General features: G+C 55.0%; 20 protein-coding genes. 1 reads left to right on the plus strand and 19 read right to left on the minus strand.

The window, feature by feature from the left end; translation table 11 throughout:
* Positions 1 to 190: 190 nt before the first annotated feature.
* The 9 genes from CBE74_RS23655 to CBE74_RS23695 all read right to left on the minus strand — a co-directional run bounded on the left by CBE74_RS23655 (position 191) and on the right by CBE74_RS23695 (position 12,256).
* Positions 191 to 1,117 carry a cutinase family protein gene (locus CBE74_RS23655; RefSeq protein ID WP_087454681.1) on the minus strand — a complete coding sequence of 309 codons (927 nt, stop codon included), beginning with the start codon at positions 1,115 to 1,117 and terminating at the stop codon, positions 191 to 193.
* Between the two features lie 5 nt (positions 1,118 to 1,122).
* Positions 1,123 to 1,650, minus strand: coding sequence for a DUF732 domain-containing protein (locus tag CBE74_RS23660; protein WP_087454682.1), 528 nt, complete (start codon positions 1,648 to 1,650; stop codon positions 1,123 to 1,125).
* Positions 1,650 to 3,584: an alpha/beta hydrolase-fold protein gene (locus CBE74_RS23665; protein WP_087454683.1), complete on the minus strand. Its 1,935-nt coding sequence runs from the start codon at positions 3,582 to 3,584 to the stop codon at positions 1,650 to 1,652. Before CBE74_RS23665 ends, CBE74_RS23660 begins: the two co-directional genes overlap by 1 nt.
* Before the next feature lie 361 nt (positions 3,585 to 3,945).
* Positions 3,946 to 5,268 (minus strand): glycosyltransferase family 87 protein, encoded by a 1,323-nt coding sequence (locus CBE74_RS23670; protein WP_087454684.1) that lies wholly within the window; start codon positions 5,266 to 5,268, stop codon positions 3,946 to 3,948.
* A gap of 130 nt (positions 5,269 to 5,398) precedes the next feature.
* The gene (locus CBE74_RS23675; RefSeq protein ID WP_087454685.1) at positions 5,399 to 6,424 is read right to left on the minus strand and encodes an alpha/beta hydrolase; all 1,026 of its coding nucleotides are present in this window, start codon (positions 6,422 to 6,424) and stop codon (positions 5,399 to 5,401) included.
* Positions 6,425 to 6,669: 245 nt separating this feature from the next.
* Complete coding sequence (locus CBE74_RS23680; RefSeq protein WP_087454686.1) at positions 6,670 to 8,601, minus strand: arabinofuranosyltransferase AftB family protein; 1,932 nt, start codon at positions 8,599 to 8,601, stop codon at positions 6,670 to 6,672.
* A gap of 183 nt (positions 8,602 to 8,784) precedes the next feature.
* Positions 8,785 to 9,765: a decaprenyl-phosphate phosphoribosyltransferase gene (locus CBE74_RS23685; RefSeq protein WP_087454687.1), complete on the minus strand. Its 981-nt coding sequence runs from the start codon at positions 9,763 to 9,765 to the stop codon at positions 8,785 to 8,787.
* Entirely contained in the window at positions 9,766 to 10,272 is a 507-nt protein-coding gene (locus tag CBE74_RS23690; RefSeq protein ID WP_087454688.1) for a phosphatase PAP2 family protein, read from the minus strand.
* Complete coding sequence (locus CBE74_RS23695) at positions 10,265 to 12,256, minus strand: glycosyltransferase (RefSeq protein ID WP_087454689.1); 1,992 nt, start codon at positions 12,254 to 12,256, stop codon at positions 10,265 to 10,267. The genes CBE74_RS23690 and CBE74_RS23695 overlap by 8 nt, the downstream gene beginning before the upstream one ends.
* Positions 12,257 to 12,522: 266 nt before the next feature.
* Here CBE74_RS23695 and CBE74_RS23700 point away from each other — a divergent pair, with 266 nt between their 5' ends.
* The gene (locus CBE74_RS23700) at positions 12,523 to 13,881 is read left to right on the plus strand and encodes a TPM domain-containing protein (RefSeq protein WP_087454690.1); all 1,359 of its coding nucleotides are present in this window, start codon (positions 12,523 to 12,525) and stop codon (positions 13,879 to 13,881) included.
* Here CBE74_RS23700 and CBE74_RS23705 read toward each other — a convergent pair.
* The 10 genes from CBE74_RS23705 to CBE74_RS23750 all read right to left on the minus strand — a co-directional run bounded on the left by CBE74_RS23705 (position 13,878) and on the right by CBE74_RS23750 (position 25,286).
* Complete coding sequence (locus tag CBE74_RS23705) at positions 13,878 to 14,384, minus strand: phosphatase PAP2 family protein (RefSeq protein WP_087454691.1); 507 nt, start codon at positions 14,382 to 14,384, stop codon at positions 13,878 to 13,880. The genes CBE74_RS23700 and CBE74_RS23705 overlap by 4 nt on opposite strands.
* A gap of 85 nt (positions 14,385 to 14,469) precedes the next feature.
* Positions 14,470 to 15,756, minus strand: coding sequence for a DUF5979 domain-containing protein (locus CBE74_RS23710; RefSeq protein WP_225870167.1), 1,287 nt, complete (start codon positions 15,754 to 15,756; stop codon positions 14,470 to 14,472).
* Complete coding sequence (locus tag CBE74_RS23715; protein ID WP_087454692.1) at positions 15,749 to 16,933, minus strand: DUF5979 domain-containing protein; 1,185 nt, start codon at positions 16,931 to 16,933, stop codon at positions 15,749 to 15,751. Before CBE74_RS23715 ends, CBE74_RS23710 begins: the two co-directional genes overlap by 8 nt.
* Positions 16,912 to 17,844 carry an Ig-like domain-containing protein gene (locus CBE74_RS23720; RefSeq protein WP_134873844.1) on the minus strand — a complete coding sequence of 311 codons (933 nt, stop codon included), beginning with the start codon at positions 17,842 to 17,844 and terminating at the stop codon, positions 16,912 to 16,914. The genes CBE74_RS23715 and CBE74_RS23720 overlap by 22 nt, the downstream gene beginning before the upstream one ends.
* A 367-nt stretch (positions 17,845 to 18,211) precedes the next feature.
* On the minus strand, positions 18,212 to 19,312 hold the full coding sequence (locus tag CBE74_RS23725) for a glycerophosphodiester phosphodiesterase (protein ID WP_134316264.1): 1,101 nt from the start codon (positions 19,310 to 19,312) through the stop codon (positions 18,212 to 18,214).
* Positions 19,313 to 19,386: 74 nt separating this feature from the next.
* Positions 19,387 to 20,757: an MFS transporter gene (locus CBE74_RS23730; RefSeq protein ID WP_087454694.1), complete on the minus strand. Its 1,371-nt coding sequence runs from the start codon at positions 20,755 to 20,757 to the stop codon at positions 19,387 to 19,389.
* A 384-nt stretch (positions 20,758 to 21,141) separates the two neighbouring features.
* A complete protein-coding gene (gene glf / locus CBE74_RS23735; RefSeq protein ID WP_087454695.1) occupies positions 21,142 to 22,338 on the minus strand; it encodes a UDP-galactopyranose mutase in 1,197 nt (398 codons plus the stop codon).
* A 103-nt stretch (positions 22,339 to 22,441) separates the two neighbouring features.
* Positions 22,442 to 23,218 carry an ABC transporter ATP-binding protein gene (locus tag CBE74_RS23740; RefSeq protein WP_087454696.1) on the minus strand — a complete coding sequence of 259 codons (777 nt, stop codon included), beginning with the start codon at positions 23,216 to 23,218 and terminating at the stop codon, positions 22,442 to 22,444.
* Between the two features lies 1 nt (position 23,219).
* The gene (locus CBE74_RS23745) at positions 23,220 to 24,257 is read right to left on the minus strand and encodes a FecCD family ABC transporter permease (RefSeq protein WP_087454697.1); all 1,038 of its coding nucleotides are present in this window, start codon (positions 24,255 to 24,257) and stop codon (positions 23,220 to 23,222) included.
* A 15-nt stretch (positions 24,258 to 24,272) separates the two neighbouring features.
* The gene (locus CBE74_RS23750; RefSeq protein ID WP_087454698.1) at positions 24,273 to 25,286 is read right to left on the minus strand and encodes an ABC transporter substrate-binding protein; all 1,014 of its coding nucleotides are present in this window, start codon (positions 25,284 to 25,286) and stop codon (positions 24,273 to 24,275) included.
* Positions 25,287 to 25,687 lie beyond the last annotated feature (401 nt).

Consider the following 25,687-nt stretch of genomic DNA (forward strand, 5'->3'; position numbering starts at 1 on the left):
AAGTGTTACACAGTGATCAAAAATCTAAATATTGAGGGCAAATCTTCAGGTATAGGCTACCAATCCCCCCTACCCGGCGGCAGCACGACGCACTCAGCAAGCATCACAAAGCTTATCGACGCTCCACCCCCTCCGATACACAAAAGCTGGAAACCTCTGTCGAGATTTCCAGCTTTCTCATCATGACCGTTTAGCCGATCAAGCCCTTTGCCCATTCCACTGTCCATTGGTTGGCAGTGGTTCCGGGAATCACGTGCGGGTTGGTGGCATAGAGCGCGTGAACGCCATTCGCCTCAACCAGCGCCTGGGCCCGTAGCAGCGCGTTTCCTACATCTGCCGGAGCATCGCAGATCGTGTCATCCGGCGCACAGATATCAAAAGTTTTTGCATCCAGCTCGCCGAAACCATTGACGCGCGGACCGCGCATGGTAGCTCCCGGGACAATGGGCTGAACCACAAGATTGAGTGGTTGGAGAGCGACTTCCGCACCAACCCCACCTACAGGATTTCCCACAGCCTGGCCCACACCTGGCTGCCTCCTGCCATCCGCAATGAGGGCGACACCCCTCACTCGCTCGGCGGGGATGACTCCCTGACCGGTACCAATCTTGTTAGCAATATCTCCAGCGATCACTGCTCCCTGGGAGAAACCAGCGAGAATGAAGTCTGTCAGCGGGCACTCTTGGTGGGTGCGAATCAGCTCACCTTCAAGCGTGGATGTTCCCTCTTGCCGTGACTCGTCGTAGCTCAGCTCATGCTGCGCATTGATGTTCCGGAACTGCGCCGTGTAAGGCAGCGTCCATACTTTTACATGGCCGGCAGAATACTGCTCTTGCAGCGGCCGAGAAATCGACAGCATAAACGACGCAGGATTGGCCATTGGGTTGATCGGATCATCATTCTTTGCCGATTCCCACGTACCCGGCGCAGAAATAAACTCCACAGCAGGGCAATGAGCGGGTTGGACGGGCTCGGAAGTCTCCCCCGGCTTGGGTGCAGCACCCTTGTCGCCGGGATCGAGCGGATTGTTATCCGTGTTGTTCATCCACCGAACGATGCCCATGAGAATCAGCATCAGCACCACGATGGTCACTATGACCGTGAGCAGTTTTTTCATAAGCTCTAGCAGTACGCGGATCGGGCCGAAGAATCAATGAGCTTGGTCAGCTCGTCAAAAGAGAGCTTTGATCGTTGTTGCTCCAAGAGCTGCCCTGCAACCGCTTGAACGGTGGCCGGGCTCAACGATTGGCTGTTTCCCTGACACACAACGCCCGCAGCGCCAATCATCTGGTTTTCTACTCCAGCGATGTTCACGCCACCCTTGGTCAAGGTGTCCAAAAACGCCTTTTCCTTTGCGGAGAAGGATTCCCCGGGTGTTGGTTTAGCCGTAATTTCCTGGCCCGCGCCATCCTTGAAGGACTCGTCGACACGCCCACCGCCGTTCGGGGCGGAGCCCGAATCCTGTGCGGATGTTGTCTCAGAAGCTGAGCTCTTAGCCGACGTCGACTCAGAGGATTTAGCCTCCCGCGTCAGCGGGGCGATACTCGTGTTCGTGCCGGAATCCTCAACGGTGGCTCCCCCGCCGCAGGCGGCAAGGGTCACCCCGACGGTAGTCAGAAGAGCTCCCACAAGGAGGCGGTTGCTGCGCATTATCGACGATCCTCCACTACGCGTCCGTTTATTTCGCTGATCTTGCCGTGCTGGAAGGAGATTTCTTCACCACCTGCAGGGATTGAAGTCTGGTCGGAGGTTGGCCAACCATACTCTCCCTGCTCCCACCTCTTGGCGCCCCAAGCGTCAAAGATGGCACCCTTGTAGATCACGTGCGCACCAGTCGTTGCAGACCAGTAGATGTTGCCGTGCTCGAACTGCTGGAAAGCGCCACCTGGGATGAGCTGTTCGTCCGAGGTCGGGAAGCCCAGCTTGGACTTAGCGGTGTCCATCTCGCCGTATTTCTTAGCGATCTCGCCACGGACCCAGTGGTTCTTGTGATCCTTGTCGCGGGTGACGTAGCCGCCCTGGAACTTCTGCACCAGGCCGCCATTGATTTCTTTCGCGTCCTCTACCGGGTAGCCCAGGGTGCCGTCCTCCCATTGCAGTTCGCCCCACTTGTCCACGAGGTCCTTAGGAACCTCAAAAGCGCCGCGTTCTGGGGACCAGTATATGTTACCGCGCTCAAACTGAGCAGCAACGACGTTGTCCTTGAGCTTAAAGTCGTTGGATACTGGGAAGCCCAACCAGGAGTTAGGTCCACCGATCTCGGAGTAACGAGCCCCGACGCGCCCGCTGAGCGTATGCGCACCGGTTGCTGGCGACCAGTAGGCGCGGCCGTCGACAAAGTCTTCAGCCTTGCCACCAGCGATGTCGTACTCGTTGTTTACGCAGGTTCCTACCTGTCCGCCCTTGGTTGCCTCAGCGATAGCGCCGATGGCTGCGCAGGATGCGCCGCGGTCCTCAGAAGACAGACCAAGTGCATCGGCCATGTACGGCCATGCCTGAGTCATTTCAAACTGCCAGTATGGCCAGTCGTGCACGCCGGAAGGACGGAAGTGCGACACCACGTCCACACCTGCGCGCTTGGCGTAGTCCACAAAGGTTTGAGTGGTCATGCGTGAGATAACTTCAAGGCCGATGCCGGCATAGGTGCCCTGGTTCTTGGCCACGGATCCGGGCTGGCCGTAGTCGTCACGCCCAGAGCCTGCAGAAACATAGGTCTTGATGCCCTTGAGAGCCTCGATGCCCAGCTTAGGATCGTGGTCGATCCAATCCTGGGAGCCGTCCGGGCCCCACATTGCAGTGGTGTCATATCCACCAGCGTCCTGCTGTGCTGCGCGGATGGCGGTAGGCATACCGATAGAGGTGGTGTCGAGGTAACCCGAGAATGAGCCAACGAACTTGAATAGGTCGGGGCGACGCTCAGCCAGGTTGACTGCGGCGGTTCCTCCCATGGAAAGCCCGACGATGGCACGGGAATCATTGGTGCGGTAGCCGTGAGCCAGCACTGGCACGAGTTCCTGAGTAAGGAAGGTCTCCCACTTGTAGTGCTTGCCCTTGTTCTCGCGTTGCCAATCTGAGTAGAAGGACGACTCTCCACCCACCGGCATAACTACGTTGACGTTCTTGTCTGCGTAGAACTTCTCGATATTGGTGTTGATGGTCCAGCCGCTCTCTGTTTCCACAGCGCGCAGGCCATCCAGGGTCCACACGGATGGGAAGGTGCGGTTCGGATCCTGGTGCCAATCACGCGCGAGGAGGACCTGAACCTGGATGGGGTTACCGGGCATTGCAGCCGACTTGATAAACAGCGCTATGCGGCGGTTGGTGATCCACTCAACGCGGTCGATAGACACGCCCGCTGGCAGGCCTTCGATCTTCGGATGATCGGTGCGGATCGGAGTGCGGTGTACTCCCTCGTTTTTGAGGTAGCCGGTTTGGTCGTCGATAAGCCCACCAATGTGGGAGCTCTGAGCCGTCGTCGTGGCTGGAACGATGACTGCAGCACCTACTGCCAAAGCAGCAGGTACAGCGGCCGCAGCGATCCAGAGGGAACCACGTTTGCTGAGACGGGATGCGGTGTCGCGCATAGAGTCTTTGTCCTTCTAGTAGTTACGGTTGGCTTTAATCCAGCGCTGACCACGACATACCAAAGGTAAGCATGGTGCAGACGGGGCGCCTCCGGAGGTTCCCCGCCTCCGGAAATTCCCTTTTTCTATCTGCGCTCACCTTGTTCGTCGTTACAGACGCCTCGATGTAGCCGAGTTATTGACTTGTTCTCGCCGCAGTGGCCCGGATCGTGTGTGGGCACGAAGACAGTGGGACCACAAGGTCGTTTCTCAAGTTTAAGTTCAACTTGAGACTTTGGCCAGTGACACACCGACACTTTCTGCTCTTCCTTAGCTCTAATACTCTATTTTCACACCAATATCAGGGTGCCCGAGCCGTTGCTTATCGACGCCCACCCGTCGTTTCCGCCACCGCTTCCACCAGAGAACTCCATCGAAGCCGCCTATCAGCGCGAATCTCTGGGCGTGCCCCCAGTCCCATCCCAGCCAACGCGATCATCGGGATGACCAGCGACAGGAACCCTGCCCACATGAGGGAATTGGGCGTCCTTTCCGCAGAAACAAACGCCTCTCCAAACGGCGGGAAGAGCAACACTGCCGGAAGAAGCCCCACGGCTGCCCACCACGAAGACCTCTCAGCTAGCGCCACCAGACCAGTCACGGCTACAAAGGCCACCATTGTGTAGTGAGTCCACACGATTCCCGACAATGCTGTAACCCCAACAAATGCGACAACCGCACAAATCTCAAATCGAAAATCCTTCAATTTGATCAGGGTCACCAGGAACAAAGCAACGGTAACCAGTACTATCCCCATGCTCCACCACATCACGGCTGCGGGGGCCTCGTCGATAACGGCAACGATACTCCCCTCAGGCTGTTGTCCCCTCGCCAACAGCGACGCCAACGACTGATTGATCGCAGAAACCAACGTCTTTGAACCCAGCCACCCCAAAGCCTGCCACCATGCGCTAATAACAGACCACGGCGCCACCACTAGGGTAAGAACACCCCAGAACAGGCTTAAACCTGCAACCCATACGCCAGCGCGCCTATGCCCCGCAAACATCAGCATTATCAGCACGATGAGCACGGGAGTGAGCTTGATTAGCACTGCTATCGACACAAGGAGCCCTGAGAGCCACGGGCGGCGCACGCTCATGGCAAGCCCCACGGCAATCAGCATCATGATGATCGGCGTGGTCTGCCCAATCCAGAAGCTAAGCTGCGTCGCCGCAGACACCCACACCGCCACCGACAGAACCACAAGAGGGACTATCTGAGGAGTCCGACGCGTCCATAAATTAATGCAACCGGCGCTGAATAAGACCACCGATATGCCACTGAGAACCAACAACACAGAAGCACTCGTGGCAAAGCTCATCAACCGAGTCACCGGCGCCAGCGCATAGGCCACCAGAGGGTTATGAACAAAAGGATGCACAAAAGGAGCGAGATCGCTCACCTGTTCCGCATACGACGCCCACACTGGGCCTGTGGGGTTGCCAAAATCCGTCGGATCAATGGAATAAAGGCTATCCGAATGTCCATCCGCGACGATCTGCCCGCCGATCCACAAGCTTCCCCAGTCGTCCGGCTGAGAATTCCGCGACCCCTGCCACCATGGGGCCGACCCAGCACAGAGCGCCAGCAGCCACCCCAGCGGAGTCAGGAATGACTGAGACTTCTCAGACCTATGGGACATTCGATCACCTTGGAAGCAAAACAGTAGCGGACAATAAAACAGCCGTAGACCAATGTAATGGCCAAAGGCAACAAGAGCATAAAAATCCCCAGAGGTACGAGCCCTCTGGGGAGATAGTAAGCAGGAAGCCTTACCAGGCGTTCATCACGTTCAGGATGCGATCCTTGGTGATAGCCAACTGGTAGTTCCACTGCAGCCAGTTGTGGATACCAACAGCCGGGTAATCCGCAGTGTAATTCAGGCCATAACCCTTTGCCTTGGTCTCCCAAATCTTGGTGGAGAGGCGGGATGCGACCTCAAGAATGGAACCGTTGACGCGGTCCTTGAACGAATACTTTTCGATGTCCGGGCCGCCCCATGCGCCGCTAGCAGCAGAGACATACACGTCCTTGCCGTCGAGGCCGCGCATGTTGAACAGCGGATCGAGCTGAATACGACGTGGGCTGAAGAAGCTACCGTACATGGAGTTAATGTTCAGGCCACCGACTTCGAGGAGAGCGAGGCCCAGCAGGCTGTACATGCCAGGAGCGGTCATGGCGAGGTAACCGGAGTAGCTCAGCACCTGGCGGAACTGCTCTGGGTGAAGAGCAGCAAGGTTCATCGCAGCGGTAGCGCCCATGGAGAGGCCACCGATGGAGTTGTTATTGCGAGCAACACCAAAATGCGCTTCGAGGTACGCAGGAAGCTCTTGAGTAAGGAAGGTCTCCCACTTGAAGACCTGTCCAACGGAACCAATTCCCGCTGGTGCCGCCCAGTCGGTGTAGAAGCTGCCGGCACCGCCAACAGGCATGACCAAGGTGATGTTGTTATCCACAAACATGGTCTGTGCGGAAGCATCAAAGGTCCAAGCGTTGGCCGCATCGGAAGCGCGCGCTCCGTCGAGCAGGTAGAGGGCAGCGTTACCACCACGACCTGCAGGCTGGATCTGCACTGTCACGTTGTGGCCCATAGCCGGGGAGGCAACGTCGCAACGCTGTACCCAGTAGTTTGCACCATCCCACTCACAGTGGCCGGTAGCATCTGGCCGCAACCAGTCGCGAGGGCCTGCGGAAGCAACGCCTGTGCCGGCAACGGTCAGCGCTGCTGCCGTAACCACAGCAGTAAGTGTGGCGGTAGCTTTCTTGCCTACCTTTTTCAATCGGGACGCGATCGTCATAAATCTCCTCGAACTAAGTATGCGGCGTCGCAGTTATTATGTGCACGCAAACGCCCCGTCTCATTCCTGCTTAAGTATCGCGCAGGACGTCCGGGCCGTTACAGAACCGATATAATCCAAGCTAGATTAACTCGCTTATGCTCTTTTTCATAGTTGGAACTTAGTTTTTAGAAAGTTCCCCACCCCACCAGCGCTCTTTATTACCCACTTTTGCGGGGGATATATGCAATCAAAGCAAAGCGCAACTAGTCAGTACGGGCGCTCACCGGCCAAGAAATACGAGCTGCCGGGTCCACAGTAGCCCCATAGTGGGCAGGATCTGGGTTAAGTTCCAGCGAACGTCCTTGGCCTAGTGCAAAAGCAATATTTTTAAAGAATCGTGAAACGCTCATCGGCTCCCGATACGTAGCGATGAACTCGGCTATCTCTTCTGTGTAGAGAGCCTTCCGCACGCTCGTCGCCTCAGGTCCATCAACCCACACAGGCAGGTGGTTAAGATTCGCTGCGGAATCCGCAGCCTGCCAGGACAACGGAAGATGCTTATTGTGGCCGACACGTGAACCCTCGATGCGCGGTTGGCGTGCGCCCAATGGGTTGGATAGGCCCACCGAATCCACAACCCTCACATCCAAAGGAGCATTCATCGACGTCATGCCCAGGTTAATGCGAGTAATAGTCAGCGGAATGTCTTTTTCTTTGGTGGAGTCATCCCTAGGAATCGGCTGCCAGTCGTAGAGTTCTTGCTTGTCATCAACCACAAAGTCGAGCATGAGTGCGTCGTTGTTTGCTTGAGCCTGCGCTAATCGTTCCTTGAACGTTCGCATTACCGGAACCTCAAGGAAATCCTCTGCTGTCTTTGGCGCATTATCAGACGCGCGCCCCATTGACTGCGTCCAATACTCCCGCTCATCCACGATGCCGATTTCCTTCTGAGCATCCCCGCTTCCGGGTCGTTCATAGCTATGGCCGCCAGCGACAACCAAGAACGCCCAGGTTACTGCACCACAGAAAATTCCAAAGCTAGCCAGCTCGTGCAGCTTGCCCTCGCTCGTGGGACGAATCGGGATCACAGCGACGGGAAGCAGCAACACAAAGAGCGGCAACAGCAGCATTCTGCCGTGCATAAAGTCGCCACCAACACGGGTCACATAGAGAATATGCAAGAAGGCACAGCACAGCAGCACCACGATGATGACGCGAGATGTCCGCAGCTCCGAACGCATGGCAGCAAACCTCTGTGCCGATTCAGCGTCAGACTGCGCACCTATCCCCCATGGGCCCCGGAAGAACCCACCATGAACAAACACCGTGTATCCCACGGCGAGCACAAGCAGGGCTGCGATGATCATTCCGTAGGGATCATTAAAGTCCCTCAGATACATCCAGCCGCTTGTCCAGTCACTGAGCTTTGCGGACTTGGCCACTGCGGTCTGCGGAACAATCAGCCCGTAATATCCCATCCGGAAAATCTGGTATCCCAGCGGCAATGGAAGAGCGACCAAAAGAATGAGCCCGCGGCGGCGCCAGGTCTCCGCATTCACAAAAATAACCAGCCCGATCACGCCACCATAAAGTGCCATCTCCGGGCGGATGAACCAGCTCAGGCTACACCAAAAGGCCAAGAAGAGCGTCGCCTGGAATGCCCGATCTGTTCGCTGAGAAGCGTGCGTCTCCGCAGCCGGCGGATGCACAGCGTTGACCCACGCAACGATCAGCCACCACAGCACCGCAAGCCAGAAAAGCGACAGGCCCCATTCCAGACCAGACGTAGCAAAATCTCGTGCCGGGGGCAGCGCGATATAGATGAGAGCGCCAAAAGGAAGAATCAGTGCGTTGCGCTCCGGATGAAGGCGCACAGTAGCAAGAGCAGCAATAGTCAGCGCGGCTGTGGTCAGGAGCAGCGCAAGCCACAACGCGATTGCGCTCAGCTCCCCGCCGGTAACTTTGGCAACCGCAAAGATGAGGTACTGCCACAGAGTGGAGGTATTGGCCTCTACCCGCTCGCCGGCGTTGAACACCGGACCATTACCCGCGAGGAGATTTCGTACGGTCCGCAAAACTATCAGACCGTCATCGCTAATCCACCGGCGTTGCCAGCCTCCAACAAATGCAATCACCGCGATAGCCGTGGTAGACACAAACGCGGTGGTCACTGACAACGACCGACCCTTATTCATGAGTGCTCATGCTAACACTGAAGACGGGGCTATTGTGAATCCGAGTGATAAATGTTGCGTGATTAGTTTTTGTTCTCACACTTATTCATATCGCTCTACACCTGCCTTTCCATAACAAAACCGCCACCGAACAGTTCTGCGAAGAAACTGCTCTGTGGCGGTTGCACTCCTAGTGGCGTGAGCCTAAAACGCAGGAACCAAATACACAGCGATGCCGATGCACACGACCCATGCGATCGCTAGGACCTGCAACGCGCGGTCTGACAGCGCGAGCTCATCAGGAGCGCCGCCGTCGCCACGGTCAACGTCGGCTGCATAGCGCAAGATAGCCACGGTAAAGGGAACCATGGAGACCTGGTACCACACTGAAGCCGTTCCGGAAGATGACGCAGCCATCTCAAAGCCCCATAGCGAGTACGCAATAACCACAGCGGTTGCAGAGAGCGTCCACACAAAGCGCAGATACGTGGGCGTATACCCTTCAAGTGACTTGCGGATCTTCGCGCCCGACTTCTTGGCCAGCAAGATTTCCGCATAACGCTTACCCGATGCCATGAACAACGAACCAAACGCCGCAACCAGCAGGAACCACTGCGAAAGGTTGATACCTGCGGCCACACCGCCGGCCATAGCACGCAGCATGAATCCGGAGGAGACCAAAGCAATATCGATCACCGGCTGGTGCTTCCAGCCAAAGCAGTAACCCAGCTGCAGGGCGATATAAACCACGACAACAATGCCGAGCCCGTGACCCGAGGAAGCAAAGTAGCTGATGAACACAGCCGCGAGCATCAGGGATACTGCCATGCCGTAGGCCAGGTTGATGGGCAGAACACCAGCGGCAATCGGCCGGAAACGCTTGGTGGGGTGCTGCCTGTCCGCCTCAACGTCGCGGGCATCATTGATCAGATAAATCGCAGATGCCGACATGCAAAAAGCGACAAAGGCGATAAGAATGTCCACGAGTGTGCGCGGCGCGAAGAGAGCCTCTGTGCCGGCGGCAGCGGGTGCAGCAAGAACCAGAACGTTCTTCACCCACTGCTTGGGGCGCAGTGCTTTAATCATCGCGTCAGGGAGGTTCTTCGGCGGACGACGCTTCTTGTTGTCCTCCACGCCACGTGTGTGGGGTTCGGGCTCAAGGAAGCTCTTGTTTTGCTCGGTCACTTACTTTTCCTTCTTATCCATTCGCGATACTGCTTGCGCGGTAGCGGCGCCGAGAAGCGCACCGACGGTCACGTCGGTTGGGTAATGCACTCCGAGCACCATACGCGATGTCATCATCACAGGGATACCGAGCAGCGGGAGAGGACTGCGCGTGAGCTTAGCAAGACTCACCAAGGCAGCGCTTGTCGACGTCGCGTGTGAACTAGGAAAGCTCAGCTTAGAGGGCGTTCCCACCCCAATAGCGATCCGATCATCATGTGGACGCTTCCGCCGCACAATACGCTTGATCACAACGCTAGCAGCATGGCTGAGAAAAGCCGATACACCAACGTGTATCCACTGGCGGCGTCTCCCCTTATCCACGCAAGCGCCCAGAGCGGCCAATCCCATCCACCCCAGAGCGTGCTCACCGAAATGGCTGAGCGCGCGTGCGGTAGGCAGCACGCCACGTCGAGAAGCTAAAAGCGATTGAATCCCAACAAGAACGTCTGATTCCACTTTACTCATCCACACCACCTGCAAAAATCTCAGACCATGCCTCGCGGCTGGTCAGACGCGTGTGGGCGGCGCGGTACTCGCCACGCAGTCGATCAAAGTTCTCTGCGACTTCCTTTTGCAAACAACGCGACTCCTTGAGCAGCTCCTTTGCCTGTTCCAGGTCACGCTTGCGGTACACCACTCCGCGACCATCAGCGGTGGTCACCGTAGCGCCGTCGAGACGGGAGAGGCTAAACCAACGCGCCTCGATGGGAGAGAGATTTGCCTGGGGAACCTCGTGATGATCTTTGTTTTCCTTGGACAACGAGTGCTTGAGACCCTTAGCCAGCCATACGGCCTTCTTGATCGGTGCCAAACGTCCTCCGATGTCGCGGATCGGCACACCGGGGATACCAGTGGGCTTAGGCAAGTCCGCGGCGGTGGGCAGCACGACAGCATCCGAATAGGTCTTACGAATCGCCGCGATACGAGGCAACGAAGACTCCAGGATGTCAAAGAGCTGATCAGGGCCAGCGAGGAAGTCCTTCATGGCCTCATTTTGGATAGCCACGGTCGAGTACTCCAGGCACATCAGGTGCTTAATCGTGGCCTTCTGCATCGACTTGATGATGCCCTCAACAGGGCCATCATGGTAGTTAGCAGCCACGACGAGGCGGTTGCGCAGGTGGAAATACGCCTGCCAGTCAATCGCGTCGTCCTTGTCCGACCATGCCATGTGCCAGATCGCGATGCCCGGCCAGGTGGCCGTCGGGTAGCCATGACGCCCGGCGCGAAGACCGAATTCAGCGTCATCCCACTTGATAAACAGCGGCAGTGGCTGTCCGATTTCTTCTGCGACAACGCGTGGAATCATGCACATCCACCAGCCGTTGAACTCTGCGTCAATACGACGGTGCAGGTCAACGGAGTTGGGCATATCTGGTTTGTCGCCTGGTTTTCCGCGATCTGCGAGCGGGTGCTTGGCAAAGTCATGGTCGTAGTGCACATGGGGCGCGGAGGTCCACATAAAGTCATGGCGTCCGATGACCTCGCCCATGGTGTGCAGGTGGCTGCGCTCCTGGAGGTTGAGCATCTGGCCACCAACCAGCATCGGGGACTTAGCGTAACGAGCCACCTGAAGAGCACGCAGCACTGAGTCAGGTTCAATGGCGATGTCATCATCCATGTACAGGATGTAAGGGCTCTTCTTGGCGCCGGCCTCACCTGTGCCGTCTACTCCACCAAGTGCCTCATACATGACGCGGGAATAGCCGCCCGATCCGCCGAGGTTGCCCTGGCGGAATTCAAAGAAACGCTCCCCGAAGTGCTCGGTTGCTGCTTGATAGCCTGGTTCATCAGCGGGGTGCTTGGTGCCCTGATCCGGCATGATCATCGTGTCGATGACCGCATCCACCTCTGGGTCAGAGGCCAGCGCTTCGAGCGCAGCCACTGCGTCTGCCGGGCGGTTGAAGGTGGGGATACCCACGGTCACTCGCGGCTCGAAAGGTCCTACCTGGGTGCCGTCGGGAAGCGTCTGGGGGCCGGGCGCCTGCGCTGCGTACCAACCAGCTTCTAGAACGGTGGTGTCGGTCTCTGCGGTGAGATCGAACCACAGCCAGCCGCCGTCCTCGAAAGGCTGCAAGGAAAGCTCAAATTCAGCGGTTCCGTCGGTGACCACTTGGCCTTCCACAGCGATGCGGGCGCCGTCAATCTTGGAGCGGTACACGTCTACGCGTGCGGTTCCAGCGACCTCAACCTTGAGGATCACAGAGTCCAGCTGAGACCAGCGGCGCCAATAGCTTGCGGGGAACGCGTTGAAATACGTCAAGAAGCTCAGCTCGTTGCCGGCAGCAAGCGAGACCGAGCCACGGTCCTCCCACGTCGCACGTGCAGTTTTGTGTTCTGCCTCGATGAGGTACAACATCCGCACGTCATAAGGCTCGCCTGCTCGCGGTAGCAGGAATCGCTGCAGCTTTTCCACTGCCTTAGTAGCCGTGCTCTTATCAGCGCTCATTGACGCCAAACCTTTCTAAAAGTTTTGATGTTGCCCCGCTCTCGAAGGGCACAGTTCACCCGGTCTAGCATAATGCTACTGAGTACGTCGTTCCTTAAATAACGCGCACACCACCCGGATTTCTCAGTCGGTTCCTTCTCACGTTTGTGAACCCGTTGTACTGTAGTCTTCTTATGCTTCTCGGGGGAACTCCATGGTCTAGCAAGCATGCAGAAAGTCTTTATACTCGGCGGTATCGTCGTCAACGTTTGCTGAGAGGTGCGCACATGCGTGTTTTCATGAAGTTTTCGAGCTTGATTACGGCAGTAATGTTATCGCTGCTCCTGCTTCCTTCCAGAGTGCTCACAACCGCGCGTGCCGACGCTCCCCTAAACGTGACGATTTATGACCAAGACAACGTCTTGTCCCCTGAGGAAGAGGCCGAGCTTACTGAGAAAACTCGGGCATTGAATTTTCCTACCCAGGTGCCCAATGTCGACTACGTCATCAGCGCTACCGCCACCACGCCTTATGACGATTGGGTGAAAGACTTTGGCGTGCACCAGCACAGAGAGCTCATCAATCAAGAAGGAAACAAGTGGGCCGACGGGCACGTTTTGTTCACCGTGGATGTTAATCTCCGAAAAATGGGCACCTACGTGAGCGAAGACCTCAAGGGGCCGCTCGGGTATACCAAGCATTCCACGCGTTATTCCGATTCCATGCAGAAGTCCTTTAAAAACGGCGACTGGGTGGGTGGTTTGCTCACCGGTGCCACGACTGTAGCTAAGTATGATCCGAACGCTACCGATAACGGTAGCCGGATATTCGGCGGCCTCTTTGCCGCTGCTGGCGCGGTTTTTGCTGCGGTAGTGGGGTTCTTTTCCTTCTATTACCGCAAGCAACGCCGGAAGCTCGCAATGCAGGATTACCAGACGGTAGCCGATAACTACACGCATCTTGCTAACAACTTAGACAGCATCGACATTCGTGCACATTATTCCCTTACCTCCCCCATCGCTGACGCCACTCTGCGCCGTGAGTGGGAGGACATTAAGAATGGTTTCCTGGCTCAGCACGACACCATGATGCAGCTTCCGGAAAACGCCGATGCGAAAGCTATTTATGCGCGTCGTAAAGAATTGGCCACGGCCGCCGCTAGCGTCACCCAGCTCCGCAACGCTGAGAACAACATCGATACCCTCTTCCGCATGGAGAAAGGCAACACCGATGTGCGATTAAAGGAGCTCACGGCCTTGCATGAGGACATAGTCAAAGCTCAGGTCGAGGCTAACGACGCCGCCATCCAAGCCCGTATCGGCGAGCTCAGTGCCCGCTGCCAAGCACTCATCACGAATCCTTCCGCAGCGAACTTTATGGATGAATACGCGCTCATCATCTCCGAGTACGGCGCTGTAACCCAAGCCCTGGCCCACAAGCAATTCTCTCAAGCCGACCTTGAGCACAACCGCCCCCCAAGCCTCGGCGCTAGCGACTGGCACCCCGGCTACGGCAATTACGTGCCTTTCTTCCTCATGAACTCCTGGCATAACGACGCAGTCAGCGCCGCCAACGCCTCTAGTTCCTCGTCCACCGCCACATACTCCGGCGGCTTCTCCGGCGCGGGCTCGTCGGGAAGCTTCTAGCTCGCGCCCTCTGCCGCCACTTTTCGCATCACTGCAAAGGTGGCGGCTGCAATCGCGGCGCCAAGCAGCGCACCGGCTAGCACGTCGCTAGGCCAATGCACTCCCACATACAACCTGCTCAGCCCCACTGCCGCCGCCACGATCCACACGGTGAGCACCCACCAGCGGCGACACAGAAGCGCGAGGACCATAGCCGCAGCAAAGGCCGTCGTGGCATGGCCCGAGGGGAATGACGGGTTGTATTCATAAAGAAGCTGCAATTCCCTGCTGGGACGCTCCCGGCCGCACACGTACTTCAACGCGGTACTGCTCACCCACGAAAGCCCCACGGCTGCCGCAGGAAACAACGGCATCGCACGATGCGTGACCATAAGCAGTGCCGACGCCACCAGCGCCCCAACCATCACAAACGCCGGGCGCGTCGCCGTGGTCAACGCAACCACCCACGGCGTCACAGCCTCCTCGCGGTGCTGAATTACAAAATCTAAAAGATACGCATCCACCCCAGCGAGCCTACGGCACCACCAAGAAAAGCAAGGGTGCGGACGCTCTCGCCCTCACCCTTACTTTATAAACTCAGAATGTTCCTTAATCTCTACGGTGACGCATCACAAAGAACGCCAAACCAGCGAGCGAAAGAATCGCGCCAAGGATCAGCACCATGTACACACTTGCACCAGTAACAGCAAGAGTCTTCTTAGGCTTTTCCTTAACCGGTGCCGGCTTCTGAGTAGTCGGTGCCGCAGGCCTCTGAGGTGCATTTGTCGGTGTGGAAGAACTAGAACTTCCGCTATCCGATGGCACCAAGTGCGGCGCGACAAACGGCACCAGGATCAGCAGCGACCACCACCACGGAATATTGGCGGTGTTGCGCACCTTAACCAAGGCTGGCTTGTCAAAGGAATCAGACGGAACGATGATCGTCGCAGATCCATCGCCATTGTCCCGGACAACAGCAGACCCATCCGCAGAGGAATAACCGGGGGTAGACCACGTGGTCAAAGCAGAGTTACGAGGCATAACCTCTCGAACCTTGATCTCGGTACCGACTGGCAGCGCAGGCAACTCGGTGTTCTTGCCCTCGGAAATCTTCAGTGTCTGTGTCTTGTTAACTCCGCTTGTGTCCTTGTACGTCACCTCCACGTCAAACTCCCGCGGATTCTGCCCGCTAGAGCCCCACGCATCCACAGACAATCCACCGAGCACCTTGGTCAAAGAGACTTTACCCAGTTCCTTATAATCATTGACCAGTTTGGCAGAAGTGTTCGTTCCCTTGTCTCCGACCTTAACGGTGACGTTTGTCGTGGAACCTGCCAAGTTAAAGCGAGCACCACCCGCATCAAGGCCTTCGGTGTTCTCGGTGAACACGCACTCAGCGCCAGAACGTAGATCCTCGATCACAGTTGGTGTCTTGGCAGTGACGGTCACTGTGCCGTCTTTCTTCCAGCTACCTAGTTCGCAGACATAGTTCACCTTAAAAGGCTTCTCCATCAAGGCCTTGGAAGTTGAACCAGTGATCTCCTTGGAAAGGGTAATCTTTGCGCGCCATGCGGAGTAGGCATTGGTCACCTTGACGTTCTTCTCACCGTTACCCACGATAATGGACTCATCCAGGCCGGAAACCTTGAGGTCAGAGCCGCCTACCTGAGCGTCTTGCTCTTTAATGGTGCAGATAGAACCTTCGGGAATATCCTTGACTGTTGCTTTCTCACCAGCGCCGATTGGGCCTAAGAAGCCTTCCTGATGGAAGCCAAGTTCTTTATGTTCGCAGGAATAGCCGAAGGAAAACTTCTTGTCAGTCGCAACATTATCGGGATCTTGAAGTTCTTTAGTAATGGTGAAAGAACCCTTGTTTAAGGAGTACACGTTATTCACATATCTCTTGTTCCTGAACAGCGATAATAGTTACTGGACCAGAAACATTAGTTACCAAAGAATATCCCTTGACGGCTGCTTTCTCTTTATCCTCAGTTACTGAGCAAGAGTAGCCAGCGGGAATCTTATCGATGGTCTCTTCACCTGCGCCTGTGATGGTGAATTTTCCGGTCTTAACATCCGAATCCTTGACGCAGGTGTAGGTGAAGTCGTAAGCGACATCCTTGTGTTTTTTCGGAAGACCATCAACCTTCTTGGTAACTTTGAACTTACCCAAAGAAGTCGTGTACTTATTAGTGACTTCTAGGTCGACAGTCTTGTCTGCTTCGATGGTGACAGTGTTCTTGTCATTAATCTCAACGGTGTAATCAGCTACCTGAGCAGATTCTTTATTCTCAGTGACCGAGCAGGTCGCACCGGCTGGAATACCGTCCACTTTGTAGGTTCCGGCACCTGTGATCTCAATAGATTTTTCGGATTTTATTTCTTTTTCACCGAGTACGCACTTGTACTCAAAAAGGTAGGTGTTTACTTTCGCATCTCTGTCAAGGCCTTCAACTTTCTTGACAAGATTGAAGGAGCCGTCTTTTGGCTCATCTTTCGTGTAAGTGTTCGTAACCTCAACAATGGCGGCCTGCTCATTGTTTGCACTTGCCTCAACTTCTACGGATTCACCTTCTTGAGACTTGCCATTCACAATCCACTTAGTTATTCGTTTGTACCCTTCGACATCAGCATTCTTTTCCTTCAGCTCACAGATAGTGCCTTTGTCTTGGTCTGAGACGTGGTGAGACTCACCAGGTTTAAGGTTCGTACTTCCTTTTGTTGTTTCTACTTCAGAAGCATTTTTATGATGACAGGACCACTCAAACTCAAAACTTTTTTCTATCCCATCCTCAAGTCCGAGAACCTGTTTCTGGAATGCAAAGCCGCCAACTTTACCTTCTGCCCAACCACCAGCAGCTGGAATAACAACGCTTCCTTCAACTTCTTTTTCTTTTACCGAAGCTTTGTTAGTAATTCGACTACCTGGTGCCGGTTTAGCTTCCGTATAAGTGGTCAAAGAAATACGTGGACCAGTTCGTGGATCGACGCCGTAGGGGAAGAAAACTTTCAAAGAATTTTCCTGGCAATCAATCTCAAAACCATGCGATCCTAGAGCATATACCGGGTCCATTGTTCTTCTTGAGCACGCTTACTAAGAATAAGGTTGTGCTTACCTGTATGTTGTACTCCTGTGCCAATTTGAATAGCATTTGTTGGCGTATTGCCGTTTTCGGTAGTGGCATCCAAAATAATTGGAGACCAATTCCCATCTATATATTTAGAATCACACGCGAATTTATGCCCCTCTGGTGGAGCATCGGTTACAGAAAATGCAGAAGTACCAGTATCGCTACCGACAAATACCGTCCATCCAAATAGATAATATGTTTTCCCGTCTACATCCTTAGACCCAAAGTATTGACCATTTTTTCCACTCTCATGGGTGATCCCAGCAGGGCCATCCGGGCTATAAACTCCATCTAAAGATCCTGCCCCACAACCACCAAATTGAAGTTTTCCAGGATTTTCGATTGCGCCAAAGCCGTTTTCTGGAAGATTGCTTTTACTATATCTATCCCACTGCACAGTAAAGTAAGCTTTACCTTTAACCCCGAATTTATTATCAGCAAAATCCGTTAAAGTAAACTCTACTTTTTTGGAGTTACTCGAAATATTCGCTTCTGCAACTACAACACCATCGCTATCTTTTAGCTGCAGCATTCCTGTATTAACAGTAATTAGTTCTTCAGGCAACTGTACATAAAATTTGTCGCCCTTTTTTGCCCCATCAGACACTTGCCAATCAAATTCCACCTGCGCTTGATCGGAACGTCCACTATAAACTCCATCCTCCACACCAGGACTTCTGTCTTTCCAATGCAAATTGGAGTAACTGCCACCAGCACAATTATCCTGCGCTACCGCCGGTTGAGTAACCACACACATGGCAGCCACCAAAGAAATAACAATAATAATCCAAAAGGCTTTATATAACCTTAAGGACCCCCTACTCCCCATATTTAAAAATTGAGGGATACTCAAAGCCCTACTCCATTTCCTAAAAAATTTACTCTCTCTATCGGAAAGAAAATTTACTTAACGATAAAGTAGCACATTCTCTAGATATGATGGGTTTGCATCCCCGAATGACAGCCCACGTTCCCTGCGCCCAATCCTTCTCTATAAGCCCAAGAAACGCATACAAAACTTTTACCTATATCCGCCCGACTTTGTCGTTTTTGAGAACGCTAGCGAGCATTCCCTTGATAAACCCCCAGGTCGCGATTTCTAGCGTTCTCAAAAACGACAATAACCACTCACCCAACACATAAAATAAGGCGCGCTCCGACTTAGAGCGCGCCTTATTTTATAAAAGCTACAGAATAGTTTTCAGTCCCTAACCTCTCACCTATTTCGCCGGATACTTTGGCGGAAGATCGAGTTTCATTTCTTCAGCAAGCTCACGCAGGATTGTTGGGTAGTCGGTGATGATGCCGTCGATGCCAGCTTCAATCTGGGATTTCATCGTAGCTTTATCATTAACTGTCCACGGGACCACTTTGAGTCCCAGGTCATGAGCCTTTTTCACATACTCAGGCGTGGTTACGGGCTTATAATCTGCGTCTGCGACAGTCTTGCCGTATGGAACTGTGTAGCCGGGGCTTACGATGTCTGCGCCGAGTTTCTTTACCGCTTCGAGTGCGTCGCCATTGACGGACTTGTAGTCGATGTCTCCGAGCCAGGGGGAACCTTCGAGCCAGGTGGTTTCGTCGTAAAGCGCTACGGTGCGGATCTTGGGGTTATGCTTCTTTGCTAGCGGAAGCGAGCGCCAGTCAAAGCTTTGGAGCATTACTTTGTCTGTCACACCGGCTTTATCTGAGGCGTTGAGGATGGCGTCGACAAATTCTTGCGGGCTAGCAGACTTCTCTGGGTGGTCCGCCTCGATTTTGGTTTCGATGTTGTACATCACGTCTGCGCCACGCTCTTGGGTGAGTTGGAAGACCCTTTCCAGACGAATCATCTGGTTATCTTTAGCGGGTTCCGCGTTGGGGAATTTATCCAACTTTTTGTCGCAGCGCAGAGTACTCAGCTGCTCCCAGGTGAGGTCATGGAGCAGCTTGCCCACGTACGGGAACTGCGGGTCGTTTGGGGTGGCGGCGGGCTCAGTGTCGCGGCATTTTTCTTCCTGAACATCCGGGTCATGCCACACCACGGGAACCCCGTCTTTGGACATCACGATGTCAAATTCCAGAGTGCTTACGCCAAGCGAAAGCGCATGTTCAAAAGCGGTGAGCGACTCCTCGGTGTGCTCCCCGCGCCCACCTCGGTGAGCTTGCATGTCCAGGTGCTTAACCACGGGGTTTACTACGGCCGATTCCTTTGTCACCGCAGCAGAGCTACTCGACGCCCCTTTGCCAGATTCCTGCGACGTACCACACGCTGTGAGAACTAGAGCCCCTGAAAGCACGAGCGCACTTGCGGACTTTGTGTATTTTCCAGCCAAACGCATTGTTACGGTTCCTCCAAATACATAGCGACAAATGGGTAGTGAAAAAGCGGGCCCGGTGGGACCCGCTTTAGTGGTTAAGCACGCGACTGTGCTTTTTCATTGTGGCTGCGCATAAGCTCACGCTCATCGCGTCCAACCACGGCGAAGAGAATCACGGTAATAACGGAGAACGCGACGAATACTATGAAGGTAACATCCCAACCGTAGTGCTGCACAAGGAAGCCCACACCGCTTGATGCCAGGGTGGCTCCCAGCAGGTAGCCGAACAAACCGGTGAAGCCTGCAGCGGTGCCCGCGACGTTGTGCGGGGAAAGGTCAATGGCCTGCAAACCGATCAGCATCACCGGGCCGTAGATCAAGCCGCCGATAAGGCCAACCAGCAGAATCAGCATCCACATCGGCGATCCCACAGGAAGCTGCCAGTACACGAATATGCACACGGCTACGAGAACGGTAAACAGCATGCCGACGCCCGAGCGATACCCCTTGAAAATCTTGTCGGACATCCAGCCACAGAGGATTGTTCCTAGGATGCCGGCAAGCTCAAAGGCGGCAAAGCCGGTAAGCCCCGCACCGATTTCCGCATGGTGCTTCTCATGGAGAAACACAGTGATCCAGCTGAGAACGCCGTAGCGCAAGGCATACACAAAGACGTTTGCGACTGCGAGCATCACGATGGTGCGGTTGGTCAGCACGTGCTTGCGGATGCGCTGGAAGGTGGTCAGCCCGTCCTGAAGATCAACTTCCACCTTCGCTGGATCATCGCGATATTCCTCGATAGGCGGCAGACCCTGCGACTGCGGCGTATCCCGAATCAGGACAAAGCCAAGAGCCGCAACCAGCAGTGCCACCAGCGCCGGAAGCCAGAACGCTACCTGCCAAGAATTGCTCATGTGCGCCAGACCGATACCAACGAGGAACGGCAATGCGGCACCGCCAACGTTGTGCGCCGTATTCCACAACGAGGTCTTCCAGCCGCGCTCGTTGGTGGAGTACCAATAAACGAGCACGCGACCTGCCGGTGGCCACCCCATGCCCTGCACCCAGCCATTGATAAACATCGCGATGGCAAACACCGCAACGGAAGCCGAGAGCCACGGCACAAAAGCAATGCCCAGGTTGACCAGAGCAGACAGCGCAAGACCCAAGGGCATAAAGTACCGGGCATTGGATTGATCCGAGATCATCGCAGAGAAGAACTTGGACAGACCATAGGCAAAAAGAACGGCATTGGCGATAAGACCAATGCCTACTTTGTCAATACCAGTGTCGCTGATCAGCAACGGCGCGATAAGCGAGATGTTGTTGCGGATCAGATAAAAGCCTGCGTATCCGATGAAGATACCCATGAATACCTGCAGGCGCAGGCGCGGGTAGAGCCGCGCAACCTCCTCCTCACTACGACGAGGTGCCGCAGGAGGTGCAGCTAGCCATCCAAGGTTCATTTCTGTTCCTTTCATGCGAGGTTGGTAGCGCATGACAATGCTTGAGCTACTCGACGCCCGCCAGTACATGAGGGAATGCAAAGCATAGGATTACCATCCATATTAGCTAGCGACGGGGGTGTTAATCCTGGAAAAATCCCACAATATCCACAAACCTTTTGCCTAGTTAGTGAGATTTTCCCAGGCCTACAATCATTTCCTACTGCACCGTAGGTGGCTGCGTACGGCAGGAATGTGAAAAATTTCTCATCCAGATTGGAGCGCCTCGTGGCGCAATCCCCCCACGGTTGTGCCACGTGCGTGTTGTGGACGTCGAAAAGCATAAAAAGGGCCGTAAAGATGCAGAATTCACTGCGTCTTTACGGCCCTGATTTTTACGGTCGTTTAGTGTCCACGCTCTTGCTCGATCGGCTGCCCCTCGTTGAAGTAAGGAACGAGTTTGTTATCAAACATGCTCAGCGCAGCACCGATAGCCATGTGCATATCCAGGTACTGATAGGTTCCCAGGCGTCCACCAAAGAGAACCTTGTTATCCCGCGCTTCCGCCGCAGCTAGTTTGCGGTATGCCTCAAGCTTTGCCCGGTCCTCGGGGGTGTTGATCGGGTAATAAGGCTCGTCGCCTTCCTCTGCAAAGCGAGAGAATTCCTTCATAATCACAGTCTTGTCTGAAGGGTACTGCTTGGCGCGCTCTGGGTGGAAGTGACGGAACTCGTGGATGCGGGTGTAAGGGAACTCAGCATCGTTGTAGTTCATCACCGGTGTACCTTGGAAGTCGCCAGTTTCTAGCACTTCGGTCTCAAAGTCGAGGGTGCGCCAACCCAGATCGCCTTCTGCGAAATCAAAGTAGCGATCCAGTGGTCCTGTGTAGACGACGGGCGCGTCAGGGCTTGCAGCACGAATCTCATCGCGTACTTCAAACCAATCTGTGTCCAGAAGGATTTCGATGTTCTCGCTGTCAGCCATCCGCTCTAGCCATGCGGCGTAACCGTCAACGGGCAGTCCCTCGTAATCGTCGTTGAAGTAGCGGTTGTCAAAGGTGTAGCGGACGGGCAAGCGAGTGATGTTTCCAGCGGGAAGTTCCTTGGGATCCGTCTGCCACTGTTTAGCCGTGTAATCGCGGATAAACGCCTCATAGAGCGGGCGACCGATGAGGGAGATCGCCTTCTCTTCCAGGTTGGTTGCTTTATCGGAATCAATCTCAGAAGCCTGCTCAGCAATCAACGCGCGAGCTTCATCTGGCGAGTAATACTTGCCAAAGAACTGGTTGATCAGACCCAAGCCCATGGGGAATTGGTAAGCAGTGCCCTTGTGCATGGCAAACACGCGGTGCTGGTAGCCGGTGAAATCCGTGAATTGATTTACGTACTCCCACACGCGCTTGTTAGAAGTGTGGAAGAGGTGTGCACCGTATTTGTGGATCTCGATGCCAGTCTCAGGTTCTGCTTCAGAATAGGCGTTTCCGCCCATGTGACTACGGCGTTCAACAATGAGCACCTTTTTGTTGAGCTGGCTAGCGGCGCGCTCTGCAATGGTGAGGCCAAAGAGACCTGAGCCTACGACAATGAGATCAAATTCCTTCATGATGCAAAAGCCTATCGGAGTTTTGCACATTATGAACATCCGGGATGCATCTTTAATCGCACATGAATCTCATAACAGCTAACTCCGAATATAAAGCCGCAGCTTAGGGCGATTCTTCAGAGAGAACACACTTCCGCCGTGGGATCACTGCCGGCGCATCGCCGATAAAAGTCACATCTACAGTGGCCTCATAGATATTTTCTATAGTTTCCTCGGTCAGCACTTCCGCCGGGGTTCCGTGTGCGACTATTCGCCCTTGATCCAGCAACGCCACCTCGTCGCTGTACTCCGCTGCCAATGTCAGATCGTGCATGGCCGCAACGACGGTAAGTTGTCGGGTGACGCGGAGCGCGTCGACAAGCTCAAGCACTTCTTGGGCGTGCCCGATGTCCAGGGCTGACGTGGGCTCGTCGAGAAGCAAGACAGCAGGCTCTTGCACCAAAGCGCGCGCTAAGGCCACCCGCTGCAGCTCCCCTCCCGATAGCTGAGTCACAGACGCGCCAACAAAAGGCTCCAGATCAAGGTCGCGGATAGTGTGCTCTATCAGCTCATTGTTGCTGGTGCGATGAGGATAACGACCAAGCTTGATGTAGTCGATCACACCCATCCCTTCAGGAAGCGTAGGGTGCTGCGGCATAAGAGCCACCGTGCGCGCCCATTCTTTCCGGTTCCGCCCCCGCACAGACACACCATCCATGTACACATCGCCCGATGCTTGTCGACGCACCCCCGCAATCACGCTCAGCAACGTCGATTTTCCACACCCGTTAGGCCCGACAAGAGACAACCATCGTCCCGTTGGACACAACACGCTCACGTGTTCCAAGGCCATCTGCTGCGTCCTGGCATAAGAAAAACTGAGGTTGCGTACGTCAAGCATGCTACATCCTTCCGCGACGGTGGCGGTGGAGTACAAAAAGGAAGAAAGGCGCACCCACGAAAGCCGTGACCACACCCACTGGCAGTTCCGCCGGGGCCATCGCGGTTCGCCCCGCGGTATCCGCAGCGAGAAGAAAAATACCTCCCCAGATCACAGTAAGCGGGATAAGTCGCCGGTGAGCTGGCCCCACCACCAGTCGAACCGCATGCGGAACGATAATCCCCACAAACCCGATGAGGCCGGATACCGCAACGACCACCGAGGTTCCCAGCGTGGCCACTCCCACCAGCATGAGCCGTGCGCGTTGCGGGTGCACGCCCAATGCTGCGGCTTCCTCATCACCCAAAGTCATCACGTCAAGCAGACGAACACTTAGGCACAGCAACACGACGCACAACGCCACGGGCAATATCACCAATCCCACCGTTGACCAGCCGGCCGTATTAAGGCTTCCCAGCATCCACGCGTAGATACGTTGAATGGTGTCTATGTTGCGCTGCTGCACAAAGGTCTGCGCCGCAGACGCACACGCCGCCACTGCCACACCTGCGAGAACCACGGTCGTAGCGTCACTCGACGTTGCCTGACCGCCCATCACGCCGGCGCAGACGCATGTCACAGCAACCGCAGCTACGCCGCCCACAAAAGCCGCGCTGATGATTCCCGCGCCGCCAAGGCTAAATCCTATGGTGGCCCCAAAGACCACCGCCAGAGTGACACCAAGCCCTGCACCAGCACTTACTCCCAACAGATAGGGATCTGCGAGGGGATTATGAAACACTGCCTGATATGCGGCACCCGCCGCAGAAAGCATGGCCCCCACGATCACGGCCAGCACGATCCTGGGCAACCGAACGTTGAACAATATCGCATGATGACGTTCGCTCAACACGTGTCCGCCGAGAAGCTCGCGGAGAACGTCGCCAGGGCCGATGCCGACCGCACCCACAAGAGCCGCGGCGATAACCACGCATCCCAGCACGATCATGCTCAACACCATGACCACTGGAAATACCGTTAAAGGGTTTCGTTCTCGCATGGACTAGGACGCAGATTAGTGGGCCACTGGCGCTGCAGAGCCATGGGCAATCGCCTCATGAGGAAGCGCCACGAGTTGTTCCGCAACCTGTTTAACCAGCAACGGCAACCGAGTACCCCAACGAGCGGCCAGATCCTGGTCGAGCTGCACTATCGCACCGTTCTTTATGGCCTTGATTGTGCTCCAACCAGGGCGAGCAGCCAGATCCTGCGGGGTGATCTTTTCCGAGCCTTGGTTGGCTTGGAAAATGACGTCCGGGTTGGCGTCGATAACGGCCTCGTTTGTGAGCTGCGGGTAGTCCTTTGTGCCCGACGCTATGGACTTCATACCAAAAAGCGCATAGACCTGACCGATAAACGAGCTATCGGCCGCCGCGTATAACTTGCTACTGATTTCGTGATAGTAGGAGAGATGAGCACCTGTAATGGACTCTGGCACGGTCTTCACCGCTGCCTCAATATCGGACTGCATCTCCGAAACCCGCAAGGTAGCGTCTGCGATATGGCCAGTCGCTACTCCTAGCCTTTCAATTTGCGAGTACACATCGTCGAGTTTCTTTGCGGCAGGCAACACCAACACGGGGATCTTTGCCGCATTTAACCCAGCTACAAAGGTGTCGTCTTCCCGCGAAACCACGACAAGATCTGGGTCGTGGGATACCACTGCCTCAAGGTTGGGCTTAAATCCTGATAGCCCATCGACGATGGGGGTTCCCGCCGGGTAATTGGAGTGTTTGTCTACCGCCACCACGCGTTCTCCTGCGCCGATCGCATAGAGAACTTCAGTGGCACTCGGCGATAAGCTCACGATCCTTGTGGGTTCTTGTTCCAGGGTGACGCTCTCGCCTTCGCCGGAAACTCCTGATTTCACGGTGACGGGAAAGTTCTGTGACGCGTCCGCATTTTTTGTGTTGTTCGATGCTGTTCCGCCGTCGCTAGAGCTGCAGCCAACTAGTGCTGCTGCAGCGATAGCAATGCCGCAGAGGGCACTTCCTACAGCGCGAGCTAACGAGTTCTTGCGTGACATCATTATGGTGCGTGCTGCCTTCTTTTTCTTTGGGGGTACGTGAGGTCTTATCCGCACCCGAGGGAATTCCTTTTTATGAGGTATGGACTTGATTACCGTGCCCTATCTGGCAGGCCCAGCGCGGGCAATGTGCTGGGGTTCACGATACGGTCCACACACGCAAGAAAAACCATTTTTACCCACATCTAGCTGCTGTTTTATCGCTTTAGTTGAGAGCTATTTTTTGAGTTCCCGTGAAGTTTTCCACAATAAAGCTTCGGAATACGGCGCACATCATCCGGATTTTTCCCAGCCTTTTATGCGATCGCGGCAGCGCATACGACTCCCCTATGTGCACAATTCCCTATAAAAATTCCGCCACACCTATCACAAGTGTTCCAACTTTCACATAAATGCACTAGAGT

Source organism: Corynebacterium silvaticum, assembly GCF_002162115.2.
Lineage (GTDB): Bacteria > Actinomycetota > Actinomycetes > Mycobacteriales > Mycobacteriaceae > Corynebacterium > Corynebacterium silvaticum.

Excerpts from the sequence above, each read along its gene's own strand:
- CBE74_RS23655 (WP_087454681.1), bottom strand. The coding sequence starts at position 1,117 with ATGAAAAAACTGCTCACGGTCATAGTGACCATCGTGGTGCTGATGCTG.
- CBE74_RS23660 (WP_087454682.1), bottom strand. The coding sequence starts at position 1,650 with ATGCGCAGCAACCGCCTCCTTGTGGGAGCTCTTCTGACTACCGTCGGG.
- CBE74_RS23665 (WP_087454683.1), bottom strand. The coding sequence starts at position 3,584 with ATGCGCGACACCGCATCCCGTCTCAGCAAACGTGGTTCCCTCTGGATC.
- CBE74_RS23670 (WP_087454684.1), bottom strand. The coding sequence starts at position 5,268 with ATGTCCCATAGGTCTGAGAAGTCTCAGTCATTCCTGACTCCGCTGGGG.
- CBE74_RS23675 (WP_087454685.1), bottom strand. The coding sequence starts at position 6,424 with ATGACGATCGCGTCCCGATTGAAAAAGGTAGGCAAGAAAGCTACCGCC.
- CBE74_RS23680 (WP_087454686.1), bottom strand. The coding sequence starts at position 8,601 with ATGAATAAGGGTCGGTCGTTGTCAGTGACCACCGCGTTTGTGTCTACC.
- CBE74_RS23690 (WP_087454688.1), bottom strand. The coding sequence starts at position 10,272 with ATGAGTAAAGTGGAATCAGACGTTCTTGTTGGGATTCAATCGCTTTTA.
- CBE74_RS23695 (WP_087454689.1), bottom strand. The coding sequence starts at position 12,256 with ATGAGCGCTGATAAGAGCACGGCTACTAAGGCAGTGGAAAAGCTGCAG.
- CBE74_RS23700 (WP_087454690.1), top strand. The coding sequence starts at position 12,523 with ATGCGTGTTTTCATGAAGTTTTCGAGCTTGATTACGGCAGTAATGTTA.
- CBE74_RS23715 (WP_087454692.1), bottom strand. The coding sequence starts at position 16,933 with ATGGACCCGGTATATGCTCTAGGATCGCATGGTTTTGAGATTGATTGC.
- CBE74_RS23725 (WP_134316264.1), bottom strand. The coding sequence starts at position 19,312 with ATGCGTTTGGCTGGAAAATACACAAAGTCCGCAAGTGCGCTCGTGCTT.
- CBE74_RS23730 (WP_087454694.1), bottom strand. The coding sequence starts at position 20,757 with ATGAACCTTGGATGGCTAGCTGCACCTCCTGCGGCACCTCGTCGTAGT.
- glf (WP_087454695.1), bottom strand. The coding sequence starts at position 22,338 with ATGAAGGAATTTGATCTCATTGTCGTAGGCTCAGGTCTCTTTGGCCTC.
- CBE74_RS23740 (WP_087454696.1), bottom strand. The coding sequence starts at position 23,218 with ATGCTTGACGTACGCAACCTCAGTTTTTCTTATGCCAGGACGCAGCAG.
- CBE74_RS23745 (WP_087454697.1), bottom strand. The coding sequence starts at position 24,257 with ATGCGAGAACGAAACCCTTTAACGGTATTTCCAGTGGTCATGGTGTTG.
- CBE74_RS23750 (WP_087454698.1), bottom strand. The coding sequence starts at position 25,286 with ATGATGTCACGCAAGAACTCGTTAGCTCGCGCTGTAGGAAGTGCCCTC.